This is a genomic window from Domibacillus tundrae, assembly GCF_000970675.1.
In the GTDB taxonomy this organism is placed as follows: domain Bacteria; phylum Bacillota; class Bacilli; order Bacillales; family Domibacillaceae; genus Domibacillus; species Domibacillus tundrae.
The window spans coordinates 290,314-306,188 of record NZ_LAJA01000001.1 but is presented as its reverse complement, the minus strand read 5'-3'; the positions used below and the strand labels follow the sequence as shown (position 1 = coordinate 306,188).

16 protein-coding genes are annotated in these 15,875 nt (G+C 47.8%); 12 read left to right on the top strand and 4 right to left on the bottom strand.

Going from position 1 to position 15,875, the window contains the following annotated elements; all coding sequences use genetic code 11:
* The first annotated feature begins 40 nt into the window (after positions 1-40).
* Both glcD and VQ00_RS01435 read left to right on the top strand, forming a co-directional pair.
* Positions 41-1,453: a glycolate oxidase subunit GlcD gene (gene glcD, locus VQ00_RS01440; RefSeq protein ID WP_046178345.1), complete on the top strand. Its 1,413-nt coding sequence runs from the start codon at positions 41-43 to the stop codon at positions 1,451-1,453.
* A complete protein-coding gene (locus tag VQ00_RS01435; protein WP_046178344.1) occupies positions 1,450-2,787 on the top strand; it encodes a (Fe-S)-binding protein in 1,338 nt (445 codons plus the stop codon). Before glcD ends, VQ00_RS01435 begins: the two co-directional genes overlap by 4 nt.
* Here VQ00_RS01435 and VQ00_RS17595 read toward each other — a convergent pair.
* On the bottom strand, positions 2,719-3,447 hold the full coding sequence (locus VQ00_RS17595; protein ID WP_052728265.1) for a DnaD domain protein: 729 nt from the start codon (positions 3,445-3,447) through the stop codon (positions 2,719-2,721). The two genes, VQ00_RS01435 and VQ00_RS17595, sit on opposite strands and share 69 nt — an antisense overlap.
* 105 nt (positions 3,448-3,552) lie before the next feature.
* On the opposite strand from VQ00_RS17595, the gene VQ00_RS01425 reads away from it, so the two are divergent.
* The 4 genes from VQ00_RS01425 (at position 3,553) to VQ00_RS01410 (ending at position 6,893) form a co-directional block, all read left to right on the top strand.
* Positions 3,553-3,858 (top strand): hypothetical protein, encoded by a 306-nt coding sequence (locus VQ00_RS01425; protein WP_046178343.1) that lies wholly within the window; start codon positions 3,553-3,555, stop codon positions 3,856-3,858.
* Entirely contained in the window at positions 3,833-4,798 is a 966-nt protein-coding gene (locus VQ00_RS17590) for a GGDEF domain-containing protein (RefSeq protein ID WP_052728263.1), read from the top strand. Before VQ00_RS01425 ends, VQ00_RS17590 begins: the two co-directional genes overlap by 26 nt.
* A 112-nt stretch (positions 4,799-4,910) precedes the next feature.
* Entirely contained in the window at positions 4,911-6,563 is a 1,653-nt protein-coding gene (locus VQ00_RS17585; RefSeq protein WP_052728262.1) for a sensor domain-containing diguanylate cyclase, read from the top strand.
* Positions 6,564-6,755: 192 nt separating this feature from the next.
* Positions 6,756-6,893 (top strand): YvrJ family protein, encoded by a 138-nt coding sequence (locus VQ00_RS01410; RefSeq protein WP_046178342.1) that lies wholly within the window; start codon positions 6,756-6,758, stop codon positions 6,891-6,893.
* A gap of 167 nt (positions 6,894-7,060) precedes the next feature.
* On the opposite strand, the gene VQ00_RS01400 is transcribed toward VQ00_RS01410, so the two are convergent.
* Entirely contained in the window at positions 7,061-7,375 is a 315-nt protein-coding gene (locus VQ00_RS01400; protein ID WP_046178340.1) for a winged helix-turn-helix transcriptional regulator, read from the bottom strand.
* Positions 7,376-7,507: 132 nt separating this feature from the next.
* Between VQ00_RS01400 and mgrA the strand changes: the two genes are divergently transcribed.
* From mgrA to VQ00_RS01380, 4 genes are all read left to right on the top strand, one after another.
* On the top strand, positions 7,508-8,512 hold the full coding sequence (gene mgrA, locus VQ00_RS01395; protein ID WP_046178339.1) for an L-glyceraldehyde 3-phosphate reductase: 1,005 nt from the start codon (positions 7,508-7,510) through the stop codon (positions 8,510-8,512).
* The gene (locus VQ00_RS01390; RefSeq protein WP_046178338.1) at positions 8,509-9,357 is read left to right on the top strand and encodes an NAD-dependent epimerase/dehydratase family protein; all 849 of its coding nucleotides are present in this window, start codon (positions 8,509-8,511) and stop codon (positions 9,355-9,357) included. The genes mgrA and VQ00_RS01390 overlap by 4 nt, the downstream gene beginning before the upstream one ends.
* Positions 9,358-9,494: 137 nt before the next feature.
* Positions 9,495-9,713 (top strand): DUF1659 domain-containing protein, encoded by a 219-nt coding sequence (locus VQ00_RS01385; RefSeq protein ID WP_046178337.1) that lies wholly within the window; start codon positions 9,495-9,497, stop codon positions 9,711-9,713.
* Positions 9,714-9,927: 214 nt separating this feature from the next.
* On the top strand, positions 9,928-10,140 hold the full coding sequence (locus VQ00_RS01380) for a DUF2922 domain-containing protein (protein WP_046178336.1): 213 nt from the start codon (positions 9,928-9,930) through the stop codon (positions 10,138-10,140).
* Between the two features lie 168 nt (positions 10,141-10,308).
* Here the strand turns inward: VQ00_RS01380 and VQ00_RS01375 are convergent, their stop codons facing one another.
* Complete coding sequence (locus tag VQ00_RS01375) at positions 10,309-11,115, bottom strand: YitT family protein (protein ID WP_046178335.1); 807 nt, start codon at positions 11,113-11,115, stop codon at positions 10,309-10,311.
* A 170-nt stretch (positions 11,116-11,285) separates the two neighbouring features.
* Between VQ00_RS01375 and VQ00_RS01370 the strand changes: the two genes are divergently transcribed.
* Both VQ00_RS01370 and VQ00_RS01365 read left to right on the top strand, forming a co-directional pair.
* The gene (locus VQ00_RS01370) at positions 11,286-12,464 is read left to right on the top strand and encodes an AI-2E family transporter (protein WP_046178334.1); all 1,179 of its coding nucleotides are present in this window, start codon (positions 11,286-11,288) and stop codon (positions 12,462-12,464) included.
* 57 nt (positions 12,465-12,521) lie between these two features.
* Positions 12,522-12,704 (top strand): CsbD family protein, encoded by a 183-nt coding sequence (locus VQ00_RS01365; protein ID WP_046178333.1) that lies wholly within the window; start codon positions 12,522-12,524, stop codon positions 12,702-12,704.
* A gap of 134 nt (positions 12,705-12,838) precedes the next feature.
* Here the strand turns inward: VQ00_RS01365 and VQ00_RS01360 are convergent, their stop codons facing one another.
* The gene (locus VQ00_RS01360; RefSeq protein ID WP_046178332.1) at positions 12,839-15,847 is read right to left on the bottom strand and encodes an efflux RND transporter permease subunit; all 3,009 of its coding nucleotides are present in this window, start codon (positions 15,845-15,847) and stop codon (positions 12,839-12,841) included.
* Between the last annotated feature and the right edge of the window lie 28 nt (positions 15,848-15,875).

The window sequence follows — 15,875 nt, the reverse complement described above, 5'->3', positions numbered from 1 at the left end:
TATAAAAAGCTCTTATGATAGTAAAAAAGGAGCGAATTCCATGATTTCTACTCAAACGATTAACACATTCAAGACAATCGTCGGCGCGGAAAATGTGATCACGTCATCCGCTGGCCGGCTTGTGTATTCATACGACGCGACGCCGAACTTCCAATCGATGCCAGAAGCCGTTATCGCACCGCGAAACACGGCAGAAGTTGCGCAAATTGTAACCGTTTGCCGCGACAAAAAAATTCCGATTGTCCCGCGTGGCTCCGGCACCAATCTCGCGGCCGGGACGGTTCCTTCTGAAGGCGGCATCGTTCTTCTGTTTAAACATATGAACAATATTTTAGAGATTGATGAAGAAAATTTAACCGTGACGGTGCAGCCGGGTGTCGTCACGCTCGACATGATCAAAGCTGTGGAACAAAAAGGCTTGTTTTATCCGCCGGACCCGAGCTCAATGAAAATTTCGACGATGGGCGGCAATATTAACGAAAATTCAGGCGGCCTGCGCGGCTTAAAATACGGTGTAACACGCGATTACGTGATGGCGCTCCAGGCGGTTTTGCCAAACGGGGACATCATCCGGACCGGCGGCAAGCTCGCCAAAGACGTGGCCGGTTACGATTTAACGAGGCTGCTCGTCGGCTCAGAAGGCACGCTTGCCGTCATTACGGAAGCGACGCTGAAGCTTATTCCGATGCCGGAAACGAAACAAACGATGCTGGCTCTGTATAACAGCATGGATGCGGCGGCAAAGTCCGTCAGTGAAATCATCGCGGCGAAAATTATTCCGGCGACGCTTGAGTTTTTGGACCGGCCGACACTCATTGCCGTTGAAGATTTTGCTCAAATCGGCTTGCCGACGGATGTTGAAGCCGTGCTGCTCATTGAACAAGACGGTCCACCGGAAATTGTCGCACGTGACATAGAAAAGATGGCTGCGATCTGCACACGCGAGCAGGCCGTTTCGGTGCAGATTGCTGCAACCGAAGCGGAAGCGCTGGCGCTTACAACCGCAAGGCGAGCCGCTCTTTCCGCTCTCGCCCGGCTAAAGCCGACAACGATTTTAGAAGATGCGACCGTGCCACGTTCGGAAATCGCCAACATGGTGAAAGCAATCAATGAGATTGCGGAAAAACATAACGTACGCATTGCCACGTTCGGCCACGCCGGCGACGGAAACCTGCATCCGACGTGTCCGACTGACGCACGCGACCATGATGAAATGGAACGGGTCGAAGCGGCATTTGCGGATATTTTCGCAAAAGCGATTGAACTCGGCGGCACGATTACCGGCGAGCACGGTGTCGGCATGATGAAAGCACCGTACTTGGAATGGAAAATGGGTCCGGAAGGCATTGCCATTATGAAAGCAATCAAGCATTCGTTTGATCCGGACAACATCATGAACCCGGGCAAAATGTTTGCAAAAGAAACGAGAAAACGGGTGGTGGTGACACAATGACAACGATGACAGTACGCGAAAAAGCCATTCAAGAACAATTCAGCCTGCGCATGGACGAAGGCGAGCTCCTCAACTGCATGCGATGCGGCTTCTGCCTCCCCTCTTGTCCGACATACATCGAAACCGGCTTTGATGAAAGCCAGTCGCCGCGTGGACGGATCGCACTCATGAAAGCGGTCCATGACGGACTGATCGCACCAGACGAAGAAGTCGAAAGGTCACTGAACTTATGCCTCGGCTGCCGGGCGTGTGAGCCCGTTTGTCCGGCAGGCGTCAACTATGGCCATTTGCTTGAAGAAGCACGTAGTATTTTCGCCGATCATAATGAATTTAAGCCGCAGACAAAAGCAATCCGTAAAACGGTGTTTGAAGGCTTGTTCCCACACCAAAACCGGATGGAACACGCGGTTACCCTGCTCGGCATTTACCAGCGGAGCGGCTTGCAAAAAACAGCGCGAAAACTCGGCTTTATGAAGCTGTTTCCAGATAGCATGCAGGCGATGGAGCGCGCCCTTCCTGCTGTACCGAAGCGAAGCGACATGAAAAAGCGCGGACGTTCTTTTACTGCATTGGCTGAAAAAAAAGCAACAGTCGCTTTTTTCTCCGGCTGCTTAATGGACACCATGTTTTTAGATACAAACAATGCCACCGTGAAGCTTTTGCAAAAAGCGGGCTGCGACATCGTTATTCCAGACGGGCAGAATTGCTGCGGCGCGCTTCACGGCCATAGTGGCGAAAAGGATGGCGCCAAAGAACTTGCCAAGCGTAACATCGACGCGTTTGAACAAACAAATGCGGACTTTATTATTACAAACGCCGGCGGCTGCGGAGCGTTTTTAATCGACTACGATCACCTCCTAAAAGACGATCCTGACTACAGCGAACGCGCCAAAGCGTTTACAGCGAAGATTAAAGACATTACGCAAATTTTGTTTGAACTGAATTTCCATGAACGCGTTGGGCTAAACGTAAATCCACAGGTCATTACGTACCAGGATTCGTGTCATTTGCGCAACGTCATGCACACCCATATCGCCCCGCGTGTGTTAATGCAGTCGATCACGGGCGCAGAGTACCGCGAAATGGACAATGCCGACTCGTGCTGCGGGTCCGCCGGCATCTACAACATTGTCGAAAGCGAGATGTCGATGCAAATTCTCGACCATAAAATGGACAAAGCAAAAGCAACAAATGCGCATACGATTGTCACCGCCAATCCGGGCTGCCTGCTGCAAATGAAGCTTGGCATTGAACGAGAAGGCTTATCAGACAGCGTCCGTGCCGTCCATATTGTCGACCTTTTGCTCGAAGCGTGCGGCGAGCTCGCGCCTTAACGCTTCACGGTCTTTTTCAAAATCCATATCCGGCATGTCCATTGTTTCTTGTTTTTTAAACCAGCCTGGCAGCTTTTCTTGCCGGACTGGTTTTTTTGTGCGTTGACGATCGTTTTCCCAATTGCACAAAATTTTGCTTACGTATGCCCATGCTGTAATCCCTTTTGCTTTGGCGATGCTAATCGCTTCGGTCACCTTTTCTTTTCCAAGTGATTGTTCAAATTTGGCGCGTTCCGATAAAGAAGAATCTGCTGTTGAAGTCTTTTGTTTGTTCTTCTCTGGTATAGGGCTGTCCAACGTGGCTGCATCGCCTGGCCGTTCTGGCTCATTCGTCCGGTCAAATTGACCGATTGCGTCGTACTGAATCGTGTACCATTTCGTTTTATCAAATGCCATTATATTGAAATTCCCGGTTAAAATAAGCCCCTGCTTCTCCAGGCTTTTGAGCGTCCGGCTAATGGTCGTCACACTCCAAAAGGGAAACTGCTTCTGCCAGTCTTCGTATGTATTGTACACCCAGCTCTTTCCTTCAATAACGTGTTTCTTTTTATCGATCCAGTAGTGAATTTGCTGCAAAATAATGGCTTCATTTAACCCAATTTCAGCCGCAAGCTCCGGTAAAATAAGGAGCGGCCGTTCGTGTTGGATGAGTTTTGACATGAGGAAAACCCCTTTTATTTTTCATATACAGAAAATGAAGAGAAAACGATACCTTTTCAGTGAATTTGTTACAATAAAAAAGAGAAACGCGGTGGAGGAGAAAAAATGAGGCTAGTTTCACGCATGTATGATTGGATGTTAACGACGCTCAAAGGACGTTTTTTTACCGGCATTGCGTTTTTAATTTTGTTCGGTGGACTGCTGTCTATTTTGCCGCTGTTGATTTTTGTTCAAGAGCAGCGTGAAGAGGATGCACTTCTGAATTTAAATGGAGTGCTTCATATGCAAAGTGAGCTCCTCAGTGAATGGCAGGATGAGCTGATACGCGATATTAATACTCAGCGCTTCATCCAATACATTTCCGGCTTCCATGAAAAATACCGGCTTGTTTCAAGATGCGCTTCAACATAAAAAACGGACAGAACCGTATGTAAATGCAAATGGTGTTGAATCGCTCGGTCAGTATACGTGGATCAATCAGGAAGAGTGGGTGCTGATCAGTGAAGTATCGACAGCGGAAATTGAACAGCCGTTCCACGATACACTGTTTTTCATGGCCATCATTCTTTTATTTGTTTTCTTTATTTCCTATTTTTTCACACGCCATTTAATCCAGCAAATAACCAGGCCAATCCAGGCATTGCTTGAAGGAACGTCTATTTTGCGCAAAGGTCATTATGATCATCGGATTGACGAAAACGCGATGACCCATTCGGCAAAAGAGTTCAGTGAGCTGGGCAGAGCGTATAATGACATGGCAAGTGATCTTCAAAAAGAACAAGACCTCCGCTTGCACGCTGAAGAAGACATGCGCCGGACAAATGAACAGCTGCGGCGTTTGTCTTTAAGCGATGGACTGACCGGCATCGGCAACCGGCGCTATTTTGACGAGAAGCTGGCTTCGCTGTTTCATACCGCATCTAAATCTGGACAGCCCTTGTCACTTTTCCTGCTCGACATAGATTTTTTTAAAATGTATAACGATCATTACGGCCATGATACTGGCGACCGTGCTCTTCAGCTTGTGGCGGCGGCACTGGATGAAACAGCGCAAAAATACGGCTTATTCACTGCGCGTTATGGCGGCGAGGAATTAGCAATGATTCTTCCACCTGGATCCCAAAAGGACGTACATACAATTGGTGTGGATCTTTTAGCCGCGATTCAACAGCTGAACATCCCGCATATATCATCACCGACAGGCGTTTTATCAGTCAGTGTCGGCATCGCCACAATGACTCCATCTCCCATTCTGTCCCCGCGGCTGCTTATTCAGTACGCTGATAAAGCATTGTACAAATCTAAACAGCTCGGCCGCGGAAAAATAACGATCAATCCTTTAGAGACCTGATTCTTTTTTAGTGGCTCTTTTTTCTTATTTAAATAAATATTTTGGAAATATAATAGATAAATTTTCATAATAATTGTAAAATAAAAAGAGGTATAAAGGAGGAGGGTGGCGCGTGTTGGAGCTGGCGAGGCGGTTTCATTTACAGTCCACTAATACAATTAAGGGCCGCTTTTTAGTTATTACTGTCTTTTTGCTGTTGGTCGGCGGGCTGCTGGCTGTTTTGCCGCTCGCCGCGTTTGTCTACGACGATCGTGAACAAGAAACGTATAAACATTTGAATGAAGTGCTCGATATGCAGCAGCAGGCGATGGACAACTGGCTGAACGAACGATCCGAAGAAGCAGCTGTGATGGCTTCCCTCCCCCAGTCACGCTCATCCCTTTATAAGCAAATCCAGCATTTTACGGATCGTGATAACCAGGTGTTTGATAATATGTCTGTTTTGAATATGGACGGGCAAATTATTTATGCGACCAATGACCCGAAAGCGATTGACACAGTGAATGCTGCGCATCGTGAGTATTTCCAGGCTGCGCTTGCCGGTGAATCTTTTACGAGCAGTGCCATCCGACGGCGCAGCGACCAAGAGCCAGTGATTGTCTTTTCAGCCCCGCTTTTTAATGAACAAGGCGTAACAGACGGCGTACTGGCGGGAACGGTTACACTTGAGGCCATCGCGTCTATCGTCAATAAAACATCCTACGGAGAAACGGGCCGTTTTTATTTAACGGATGAAACCGGCATTGTTTTGTCACGCAGAACGGAAGCCGATCCATATTCACTCGCGGAAGCCATCATATTCCGTCTCGCAGAAAACGGTGAATCGATAGACCGATCCTACAAAAGTGCGGCAGGTGAAAATGTAATCGGTCAATACCGATGGCTTCATGGCAGTCAGTGGCTTCTCATCGGCGAAGTAGCCACAAAAGAAATCAATGGGGCGTTTTGGCGTACAATCTGGATGATGGGTGCTATTTTATTGTTTATATTTATTTTGGCGTACTGTGTCATTAATCTTTTGGTGCAGCAAATTATGTTTCCGATTCACCGGCTGCTTGAAGCAACGGTTATCATCCGTCTCGGCAACTATAAGCACCGAATCTCTGAAGGTGCAGCGGCCAAGTCCCTTGACGAATTTAAAGCATTGAATGGCGCTTACAATCAAATGGCCCAGTCGCTTGAACAAGAATTCTCGCTGCGAAAGCAAGCGGAAAAAAATTTGCGGCAGGCAAATGAAATGCTCACGCGGCTGTCGCTTAGTGACAGTTTGACCGGCATCGGCAACCGGCGTTATTTTGATGATGTACTGGGGCTGACATGGGAAGAAGCGATTACACAAAAAAAGCCGATGTCCCTGCTTTTGCTGGATATCGACTTCTTTAAAAAATACAACGATCGGTATGGCCATGATGCTGGCGATAAAGCGCTGCGGCGTGTGTCGGAAACTGTTGACATGATTGCGAAAGAAACCGGTACCGTGGCCGCGCGCTACGGTGGTGAAGAGCTGGCCGTTATTTTGCCGCCCGGCGTGCCTGTGGAAAGCTTCGGACTCGCTGAAAAAATCCGCTGCGCTGTGGAAAATCTCGCTCTTTTGCACGAAGATGCGAAAGATAAGGTCATCACCGTCAGCATCGGCGGCGCGACACTGATACCGAATCTTGGTGACGACCCGGCCCTTTTAATCCGTAAAGCGGACGAAGCACTTTATTATTCGAAGCGAAAAGGACGTGCCCGGACCACAGTCTATGAATCAATTACACCGTGAACAGCTGCTTCACGGTGTCTTTTCGCATTTTTGTGTTTATCCATAGAGATCGAGTCGTTGAATTTCTTTTTCAGCAGCGGAACCGCTTCATAGATTCTATACGAATGCATACTATTTCTACTGATCTGCCCGGTCCGGTTTCGATTTCAGCGCATTCACTGTATATAACAACTAGAAAGGAGGGATTGCTTTATGGAAACGATTTTGCCGCTTATTCAAGATGTTGGATTTCCGATTGCTGTCACATTTTACCTGCTGTATCGGATTGAAACGAAACTCGATGGCGTCATTCAGTCCATTCAGAATCTGCCTGAAAAAATGAAAGAATAACAACAAAAAAAGCTGTCTTGGTTTTTGCAGAGACAGCTTTTTGTCTTGCTGACGATCGAATAAATGTCGCTGACGGCCGAATTCTTTTACGCCACGGTCGATAAACGATTTTTCCGACCGCCACGGTGCGGAATTCGACCATTACACTTTTTTTTCCGACCGTCATTCTAGCCCCACTTCGATCCCCAAATCTTCATTTCTTTAATAATCTTATGAAAATCCTGTCCTTTTTCGGTCAATGTGTATTCAACCCGAAGCGGGACCGTCGGATAGACTTCCCGCACAACGATGTCATTCGCTTCCATGTGGCGCAGCGTGTCGGTTAATGCTTTCGGGCTGATGCCCTGTACGGCGCGTTCAAGCTCCCCAAATCGCTTTGTGCCGCAAAACAATTCTCGTAAAATTAAAAATGACCACTTCGATCCGATAATGTTCAGTGCTTTTTCAATGGAGCATTCAATGACGATTTCTTTGTTTTTCAATCTAGGTCCCCCTTAGTATCTTTTTTATAGTACCTATATCGTACCATACTACCTTTTAAAAAATTCACTACTTTCCATTCAAAAATGAAAGCGTTACACTAAAGATAGACTTTCACAAAAAGGAGATTTCAGATGACCTATTTAGCGAATCCCGATCGATACAAAGGCAGTATGCAATACCGTAGAACCGGAAAATCCGGGCTTTTGCTGCCCGTGATTTCTCTCGGCCTCTGGCACAATTTTGGCGGCGTCGACATGGTTGAAAATGGCCGTGCGATGCTGCGCCGCGCATTTGACCTTGGCATCACCCACTTTGACCTTGCCAACAACTACGGCCCGCCGGCAGGCTCCGCAGAATCGATGTTTGGCGACATGATGCGCACCGATTTTGCCCCGTACCGCGACGAAATGATTATTTCATCCAAAGCCGGCTATTACATGTGGGAAGGACCGTACGGCGAATGGGGTTCGAAAAAATATTTAACGGCCAGCCTCGACCAAAGCTTAAAACGGATGAACCTGGACTATATCGATATCTTTTATTCGCACCGTCCGGATCCGGATACGCCGCTTGAAGAAACGATTGGCGCGCTTGATTTATTCGTCCGCCAGGGAAAAGCGCTGTATGTCGGCATTTCCAGCTATTCAGCCGAACAAACAGCAGAAGCGGTAAAAATCGCCAAAGACCTTGGCACGCCGATTCTCATTCACCAGCCGATGTACTCGATGTTTGAACGCTGGATTGAAGACGGCCTCCAGGATGTACTCGATGAAAACGGTGTCGGCTCCATCGCCTTTTGCCCGCTTGCGCAAGGACTGTTAACAAATAAATATTTAAATGACGTGCCGAAAGATTCCCGTGCTGCAAAAGAAACCGGCGCCCTGCAGGAAGACCGCATTAACGATAACGTCCGGGCGCAAATCCGCGCATTGAACGGTGTGGCGGCAGAACGCGGGCAGTCTTTGGCCCAAATGGCACTCGCCTGGGTACTGCGCGGCGAACGTGTAACCTCTGCATTAATCGGCGCAAGCAAGGTAAGCCAAATTGAAGAAAACGTCAAAGCACTCGACAATCTCGACTTTTCCGACGAGGAATTGGCCCAAATCGAGTCCATTTTAGCGGGTGAAGTACAATGAAAAAAGTCGTGATCACAGGCGGCACCGGTTTACTCGGCCGGTCGGTCGTCCATGAATTTGTGGAGGCAGGCTATACTGTCGTCAATGTGGACCGCGTGAAACCGTCGCAGCCGGATGCGCAAAATGTGACCGCCGATTTAACCAATTTAGGCGAAGCGTACGGTGTGCTGCAAGGGGCAGACGCGGTCGTTCATTTAGCCGCTATTCCACAGGCGTATATTTTCCCGAATGAAGTGACGTTTGAAAACAATGTCATGACCACCTACAATATTCTTGAAGCAGCGGCTGGACTTGGAATCCAAAAAGCCGTCATCGCGTCCAGTGAATCGTCATACGGCATTTGTTTCTCCAAGCAGAATCTCGAGCCACAGTACGTACCAATTGACGAAGAACACCCGCAGCTGCCGGAAGAAAGCTACGGTTTGTCGAAAATCGTTAATGAACAGACAGCCGACATGATTCACCGCCGCACTGGCATGCAGGTTGTTTCGCTTCGGCTCGGCAACGTCATCGCGCCTGAAATGTATGCGAACTTCCCTGATTTCATTCACGATCCGATGCAGCGCACAACCATTTTGTGGAGCTATATCGATACACGTGACGTTGCGGCTGCCTGTATGAAAGCCATTGAGACAAACGGCCTCGGCTCCGTCGCGCTCAACATTGCATCTGATGAGACAAGCATGGACATTCCGAGCCGTGAGCTCATGAAAACCGTTTATCCAAACGTTGACATCCGGGGGGATCTGGCCGAATACGGCACCCTGTTAAGTAACGAAAAAGCTAAAAAGCTGCTAAACTGGCAGCCTGTTCATCAATGGCGGGATTACGTGAAACGAAAATAAAAAAGAAGAGGCTGTCTTAAAAGGGTGCATTGATGACCTCTAAGAAGCCTCTTTTTTATGCAGAAAAAGTTTTTTGAAACAGGAGTATCGATTTTCTCCTCTCTCCTGTACATAAGGAGTGAAAGGAGGGGAAAAAAATGGCTCAAGCAACGTTAATGAACTCATCGCTTCGCCTCGTGTTTGACAACGGGGTTGACGAAAACGGCAAGCAGGTTTTCAAATCGAAATCGTATTCAAACGTAAAATCGGCCGCAACACCGGATCAATTCAGCACTGCAGCCGCCGCCATCGCCACACTGTCATCGATACCGCTCGCATCAATTGAACGAAACGACACATTAACGATTCATGATTAAGGATCTTCTGCTAAGAACGTGCACGTCCTGTGCACAACGCAGAAGTCAAAACATCCTGTTCAAGCAAGGATCTTCTGCTAAGAACGTGCACGTCCTGTGCACAACGCAGAAGTCAAAACATCCTGTTCAAGCAAGGATCTTCTGCTAAGAACGTGCACGTCCTGTGCACAACGCAGAAGTCAAAACATCCCATTTAAATAAGGAGGAGTTTTGCATGGCCAAAACATTGCAGCTTCAATTCACAACAGCAGGCGGCGGCACGTCAAGCATTACGGTTGATGCGCCCGTCGAACCGGTCAATGCTGCAGCGGTCCAGCAGGCAATGGACGCGATTATCGCATCCAATGTTTTCATCGCTACAACCGGCTCATTTGTTACCGCAAAAGGCGCCAGCCTGATCGACCGTGAAGTAACCGAGATTTTTTAATAATGAAGACCGTCCGATTCGTCGGGCGGTCTTTTTGTTATTGTTCATCGACCGGTTTTTTTCAAATCGACTGAAAAACAGGCTGAAACGACCGAATTATTGAAAATCCGGTCGTTGAGAATCGATAAACCTAAAAACCGATCCGCATAAAAACGGATCGGTTTTTTATCATTCGCGATGAAACAGCCCCATCACTTCCACCGTCTGTGTGATATTCACAAACGCATGCGGGTCGACTTCGTGGATCATCTGTTTGACTTCATTTAACTGGTAGCGGGTAATGACAGTCATGAGCACGGAACGGCTTTCGCCGGAATATGCTCCTTTTGCGTCCATCACCGTAATGCCGCGGTATAAGTTTTTCAGCATTTTTTCGCATAGCTCATCGCCTTTTGACGTAACAATATTTAACGTCAGTTTAATGTGCTTTGTGTGGATTGTATCGACGACTTTGCCGGTCGCGTAAATGGCAATCAGTGTGCTGAGTGCGGCATCCCAGCTGAATAGGAAGCCGGCTGCAATAATAACGACCGCGTTCATCATCGACAGGAGCGTGCCGAGCGGAAAGTCACGCTTGCGGGCGAGCAGCATGGCGATAATGTCAAAGCCGCCGGATGATGCGGAGGCGCGAAACGTCAAGCCAACACCGGCCCCTGTTAACACGCCGCCGAACAAGGAAGACAAAATCGGTTCAGTCGAAAGCTTCATGACAGGAATAATATAAAGAAAAATAGATAAAGAAACGACCGATAAAATGGTGTAAGCAATGAATTTTTTGCCAAGTTTCATAACACCAAGCACGAGAAGAGGAAGGTTCAATAAAAAGTTCAGCACCCCCGTGTTAAGCGGTGACACAATACCGAGCATAATCGCAATGCCGCTTAAGCCGCTGCTCAAAATTTCATGTGGAATTAAAAAGAAGTTGTAAGCGACGGCAACAAGCATCGCGCCCGCTAAGATGAGCAAAATGTGCATAAAATGGCCTCCCCTTTTTTCTTCATTATAAGAGAACAACTGGCAGTTTCTTAAAAAATAGTGTTTTCAGAAAAGCGGAAAATGCATGTTTTTTTTCTTCTTATTGTATAATGAAAGGAACCAAAGGCGGCTTACTCCGCCCTTATGATTTGCTAGAGGAGTGATCGTGAATGAATGAGCAATCCCCGCTCGTCCGATTTTTAGGCGGACGCACCGCCCTTTTTGTCTTAAGCATTGTACTTTTGATTGGGCTCATTATTATGGTTTTTTCCCGGGTTTCCTTTATTTTTGATCCGATCATTGGATTTATTGGCACCGTCGCACTCCCGGTTATTTTATCCATTGTCGGCTATTATTTATTGAGCCCGCTTGTGAACGTACTGCAGCGCTATAAAGTGAAGCGCGGCTGGGGCATTTTAATCGTGTTTATTGCGCTGTCCGGTATCATTACCATTCTCGTTTCAACCATTTTGCCATTTTTGCGGGACCAGACGGAAGCGCTCATTGCTTCATTCCCGGGTTATGCACGCCAGCTTGGCATGGACATTGACATGTGGGCACGTAATTCACCGTTTGAAACACAATATATGGAAGTCTCAAAAAATATGCAGACCGATGCAGAACAATTTCTCGGTTCCATTACGGAAAACTTTTCCAATGTGGCAGGCCAAACGCTGGACAGTGTGACCGGTCTGATCGCGACGCTCACAAACTTTATCGTCTCCCTTGTCACCGTTCCCTTTATCTTGTTTTATTTATTAAAAGACGGCCACAGATTATACAGCGGCTTTTTGCATGTGCTGCCGCCAAAAGTGCGCGGGCGTACAGGTGCGATGCTTATTGAAATGGATGAGCAGCTTCGTTCCTACATTCAAGGGCAGATGCTGGTTAGTCTGTGCATCGGGATTATGATGTATATCGGGTTTTTAATCATCGGTCTCGACTATGCGCTTCTACTGGCTGCGATTGCCAGCGTGACAAGCGTCGTGCCATATCTTGGTCCCGTGATCGCGATTACACCAGCCATCATTATTGCCATTGTCACATCACCGTTTATGGTACTGAAATTGGCTATTGTCTGGACGGTTGTGCAGCTGCTCGAAGGCAAATTCATTTCCCCGCAAATCATGGGAAAATCGCTGCAAATTCATCCCGTGACGATTATCTTTGTCCTGCTGACCGCCGCTCACTTGTATGGGGTTGTCGGCGTGTTGATCGGCCTGCCGACATACGCACTCATAAAAGTGTTCGTGACGTATATGTTTGGCTTATTTAAAGCACGTTATAACCGCTTTTCCGAAAAAGCAGATGACCAGTACGCGGTCCTTGAAAACGACGACCTTGTTTAATCTATTGTGTGCTGGGTAAACATTTACTACACATATAAAAAGGAGATGTTTTGGAACATGGCACACGACAACAACGGTCTCAGTGATAAACTAAAAGGCGCTGTCAACAAAGCAAAAGGTGAAGTGAAAGATCAGGTGGGCAACGCGACAAACAACGCCAGAATGCAGGCGGACGGTAAAAAAGACAAAGTAAAAGGCGAAGTACAGGAACGAATCGGCGAGTCAAAAGAACGCCATTAATAGAATAAAAGAACGCCCGCACTCGGCTGCGGGCGTTCTTTTGTATGTCGCATTTGTTTCGTGGCCAAACGCAGTATTTCGTGACCAATCTCTTCACACAAAAAAGCAGCTCCCCATTAGGAAGCTGCTTAAAGTTATGCTTTTTTCTTCATCCATTTCGACAACACTTCATACACAATCGGTACGATGACAAGTGTCAGCAAGGTCGAGCTGGTCAATCCGCCAATCACCGTTACGCCGAGTCCTTTTGAAATCAAGCCGCCGCCCTCAAGTCCAAGCGCAAGCGGGAACAGCGCGCCGATTGTGGCGAGCGCCGTCATCAAGATTGGGCGAAGACGTGTTGAGCCCGCTTCAAGCAAGGCGTCACGTGTTGACAGTCCTTCGCGTTCTTTATGAATGACGCGGTCAATTAAGACGATCGCATTTGTCACGACAATCCCGATCAGCATCAACGCGCCGATCATGGACGAAATACTGATTGTTTCACCGGCAATCAAAAGTGCCACAAGCGCGCCGATAATCGTAAACGGCAATGAAAACAAGATGGCAAGTGGCGCAAGGCCGCCGCCAAACGTGACGACGAGCACAAGATACACGATCGCAATCGCCGCAAGCATGGCAAGGCCAAGCTGTTTAAACGATTCGTTAATGTCCTGCGTCACGCCGCCCATTTCCACATCAACGCCTGTTGGCAAATCGAGCTTATCAAGTTCCGTCTGAAGCGAAGCAGATGCGGCGGATACGTCGTCGCCTTCAAGCTCTCCACTCACATTGACAAATACTTTGCCATCGCGGCGGGAAACCGTATCGGATGTTTCGCCTTCTTCCACCGCCATCACGTCGCCAATGGCCACCGATTCTCCTGTCATTGTTTTGACAGAACGACCGGTCACATCTTCAATCGAGTCATACGTCTGTACCGGAACATCTACGTACACATTGACATCTTCTCCGTCTTTTTCAACGGTTGTCAGCACCGGGCGTTCCCGCATCGGGCTTAGTTCCATCGCAATTTGACCGGTCGTGAGTCCAGCTGCGGCAAGTTTTTCCTGATCCGCGACAAGCGTGTATTCTTCATACGAATCGGCAAGACCTGTTTCAACCTTTTTAAAATCGCCGCTGTCGTTCATGATCGCTTCCACGTCCGCGACCACCGGCTCAATGTCTTCTACCGTTTCCCCATAAATATTAACCGCAACTGCATTGCTTCCGGCACTTGCCGAGAAGTCCTGCGAAGCCCATTCTCCGTTTGAAACAGAGTCTTGCAAATCCGCAATAGCTTCTTCTTTTTTCTTTTCAAAGTCCTCAGTATCCTCATTATACATCACATAGAACATCGCGCTGTTCGTCTGTCCAGGGTTCATCGGATTTTCACTTCCGACAGAATACTGAACCGTCTCTACGTCATCAATGTCCATAAAGTAGCTTTCCGCATCCGTCGCAATGTTTGCGACGTCTTCCTGTGTCTGGCCCGGTTCTGGCGCATACGTCACGATGACCATTTTTTCTTCCTCACCCGGCAGGAAGCTGACGCCAATTTTCGGCACTAAGAAAAAGCTTCCGACTAAGAGCAGTATCGCTGTTACAAAGGTAATGATCTTATGATTAAGCGTCCAGTTCAATACAGAACGGTACCAAGCCGATAGTTTACCCGGCTTTTCTTCGTGCGTTTTTGCTTTAACACCTTTTTTAAACATCGTATGCGCCAGCATTGGCACAATCGTGACCGCAACCAATAATGATGCCAAAAGTGCAAACACCACCGTTAACGCAAATGGCAAGAACAGTTCGCCAACCGGTCCTTCCACCAAACCGAGCGGCAAAAAGACGGCAATTGTGACGATCGTTGACGACATAATCGGCACAAACATTTCTTTCGTCGCTTCCCGAATTAATTCTTTGCCGCGCAGCGTTTCCCCGTCAAGCGAAAGCCGGCGGTAAATGTTTTCCACCACGACGATCGAGTCATCAATAACCCGTCCAATCGCGACAGTCATCGCGCCAAGCGTCATCACATTCAGCGTAATATCCATCTGTTTCAGCAAAATAAGCGCAATTAAAATCGACAGCGGAATCGAAATAACCGAAATAACCGTCGAGCGCACATCGCGTAAAAACAGCATAATGATAATAACCGCAAAAATCGCGCCAAACAACGCTTTGCTCAGCATCGTTTTCACCGATTCTTCAATCGGGCCGCCCTGGTCAAATGTCGACGTAATCGTCAGCCCATCAATATCGCTTTCAAATTCATCCACTTTTTCTTTTACCGCGTTCACGACATCCACTGTATTGGCATCCGCCGATTTGACAATCTGCAGACCGATTGATTCCTGGCCATTCGTCCGTGAAATCGATTCGGCTTTGCCCGTTAACTCAATTTCGGCTAAATCCGACAGCTTTACCGGTCCAATTTGTATATTTTTCAAATCGTCCAATGTTGTGATGTTTCCATCAATCATGACCGATTTTTCCGTATCACCGAATGTAAACAGCCCAAGCGGCGCTGTCACATCAGAGCCCTGAATCATTTGGGTGACCATTTCTTCCGTCAATTTAAGCTGCGCGAGCTTTTCCTGGTCAAACACAACCGTTGCTTCTTCCACCTGCTGGCCGGAAATTTGCACCGATGCAACGCCTTCTACCCCTTCAATTTCCGGTAAAATCTCATCTTCCACAAGCGTCGTCAGTTCCGCAAGTGTCAAATTTTCATCTGACAGACTGAGCGCCATGACTGGAAATGCGTTAATGCTCAGACGGGATACGTCCGGCTCCTGCACGTTTTCAGGAAATTCAACGTCTGCTAATGCTTCCGCCGCTTCCTGTTCCGCTTCTTCCATGTCAGTCGAGAATGTATACTCCACCTGCACAGACGACGCGTTTTGATAAGAAGTCGAGCTGACCACTTTTACACCATTTAAATTTTGAAGCTGCTTTTCGATTGGCTCCGTTACGTTGTCCGCTACTTCTTCTGGCGTTGCGCCCGGATATACCGTCATGACGGTTACAATCGGTGGCGTAATATTTGGAATCGTCTCAAGCTTCATCGAAAGCCCAGAATAGAGGCCCGCTGCCGTAATGATGATCGTCATCAGCCAGACAGCAAACTTATTTTTCAAGACGAAATTAATTAACCCGTTCATTCATAGTCCCCTTTTTGACCAACTGGTC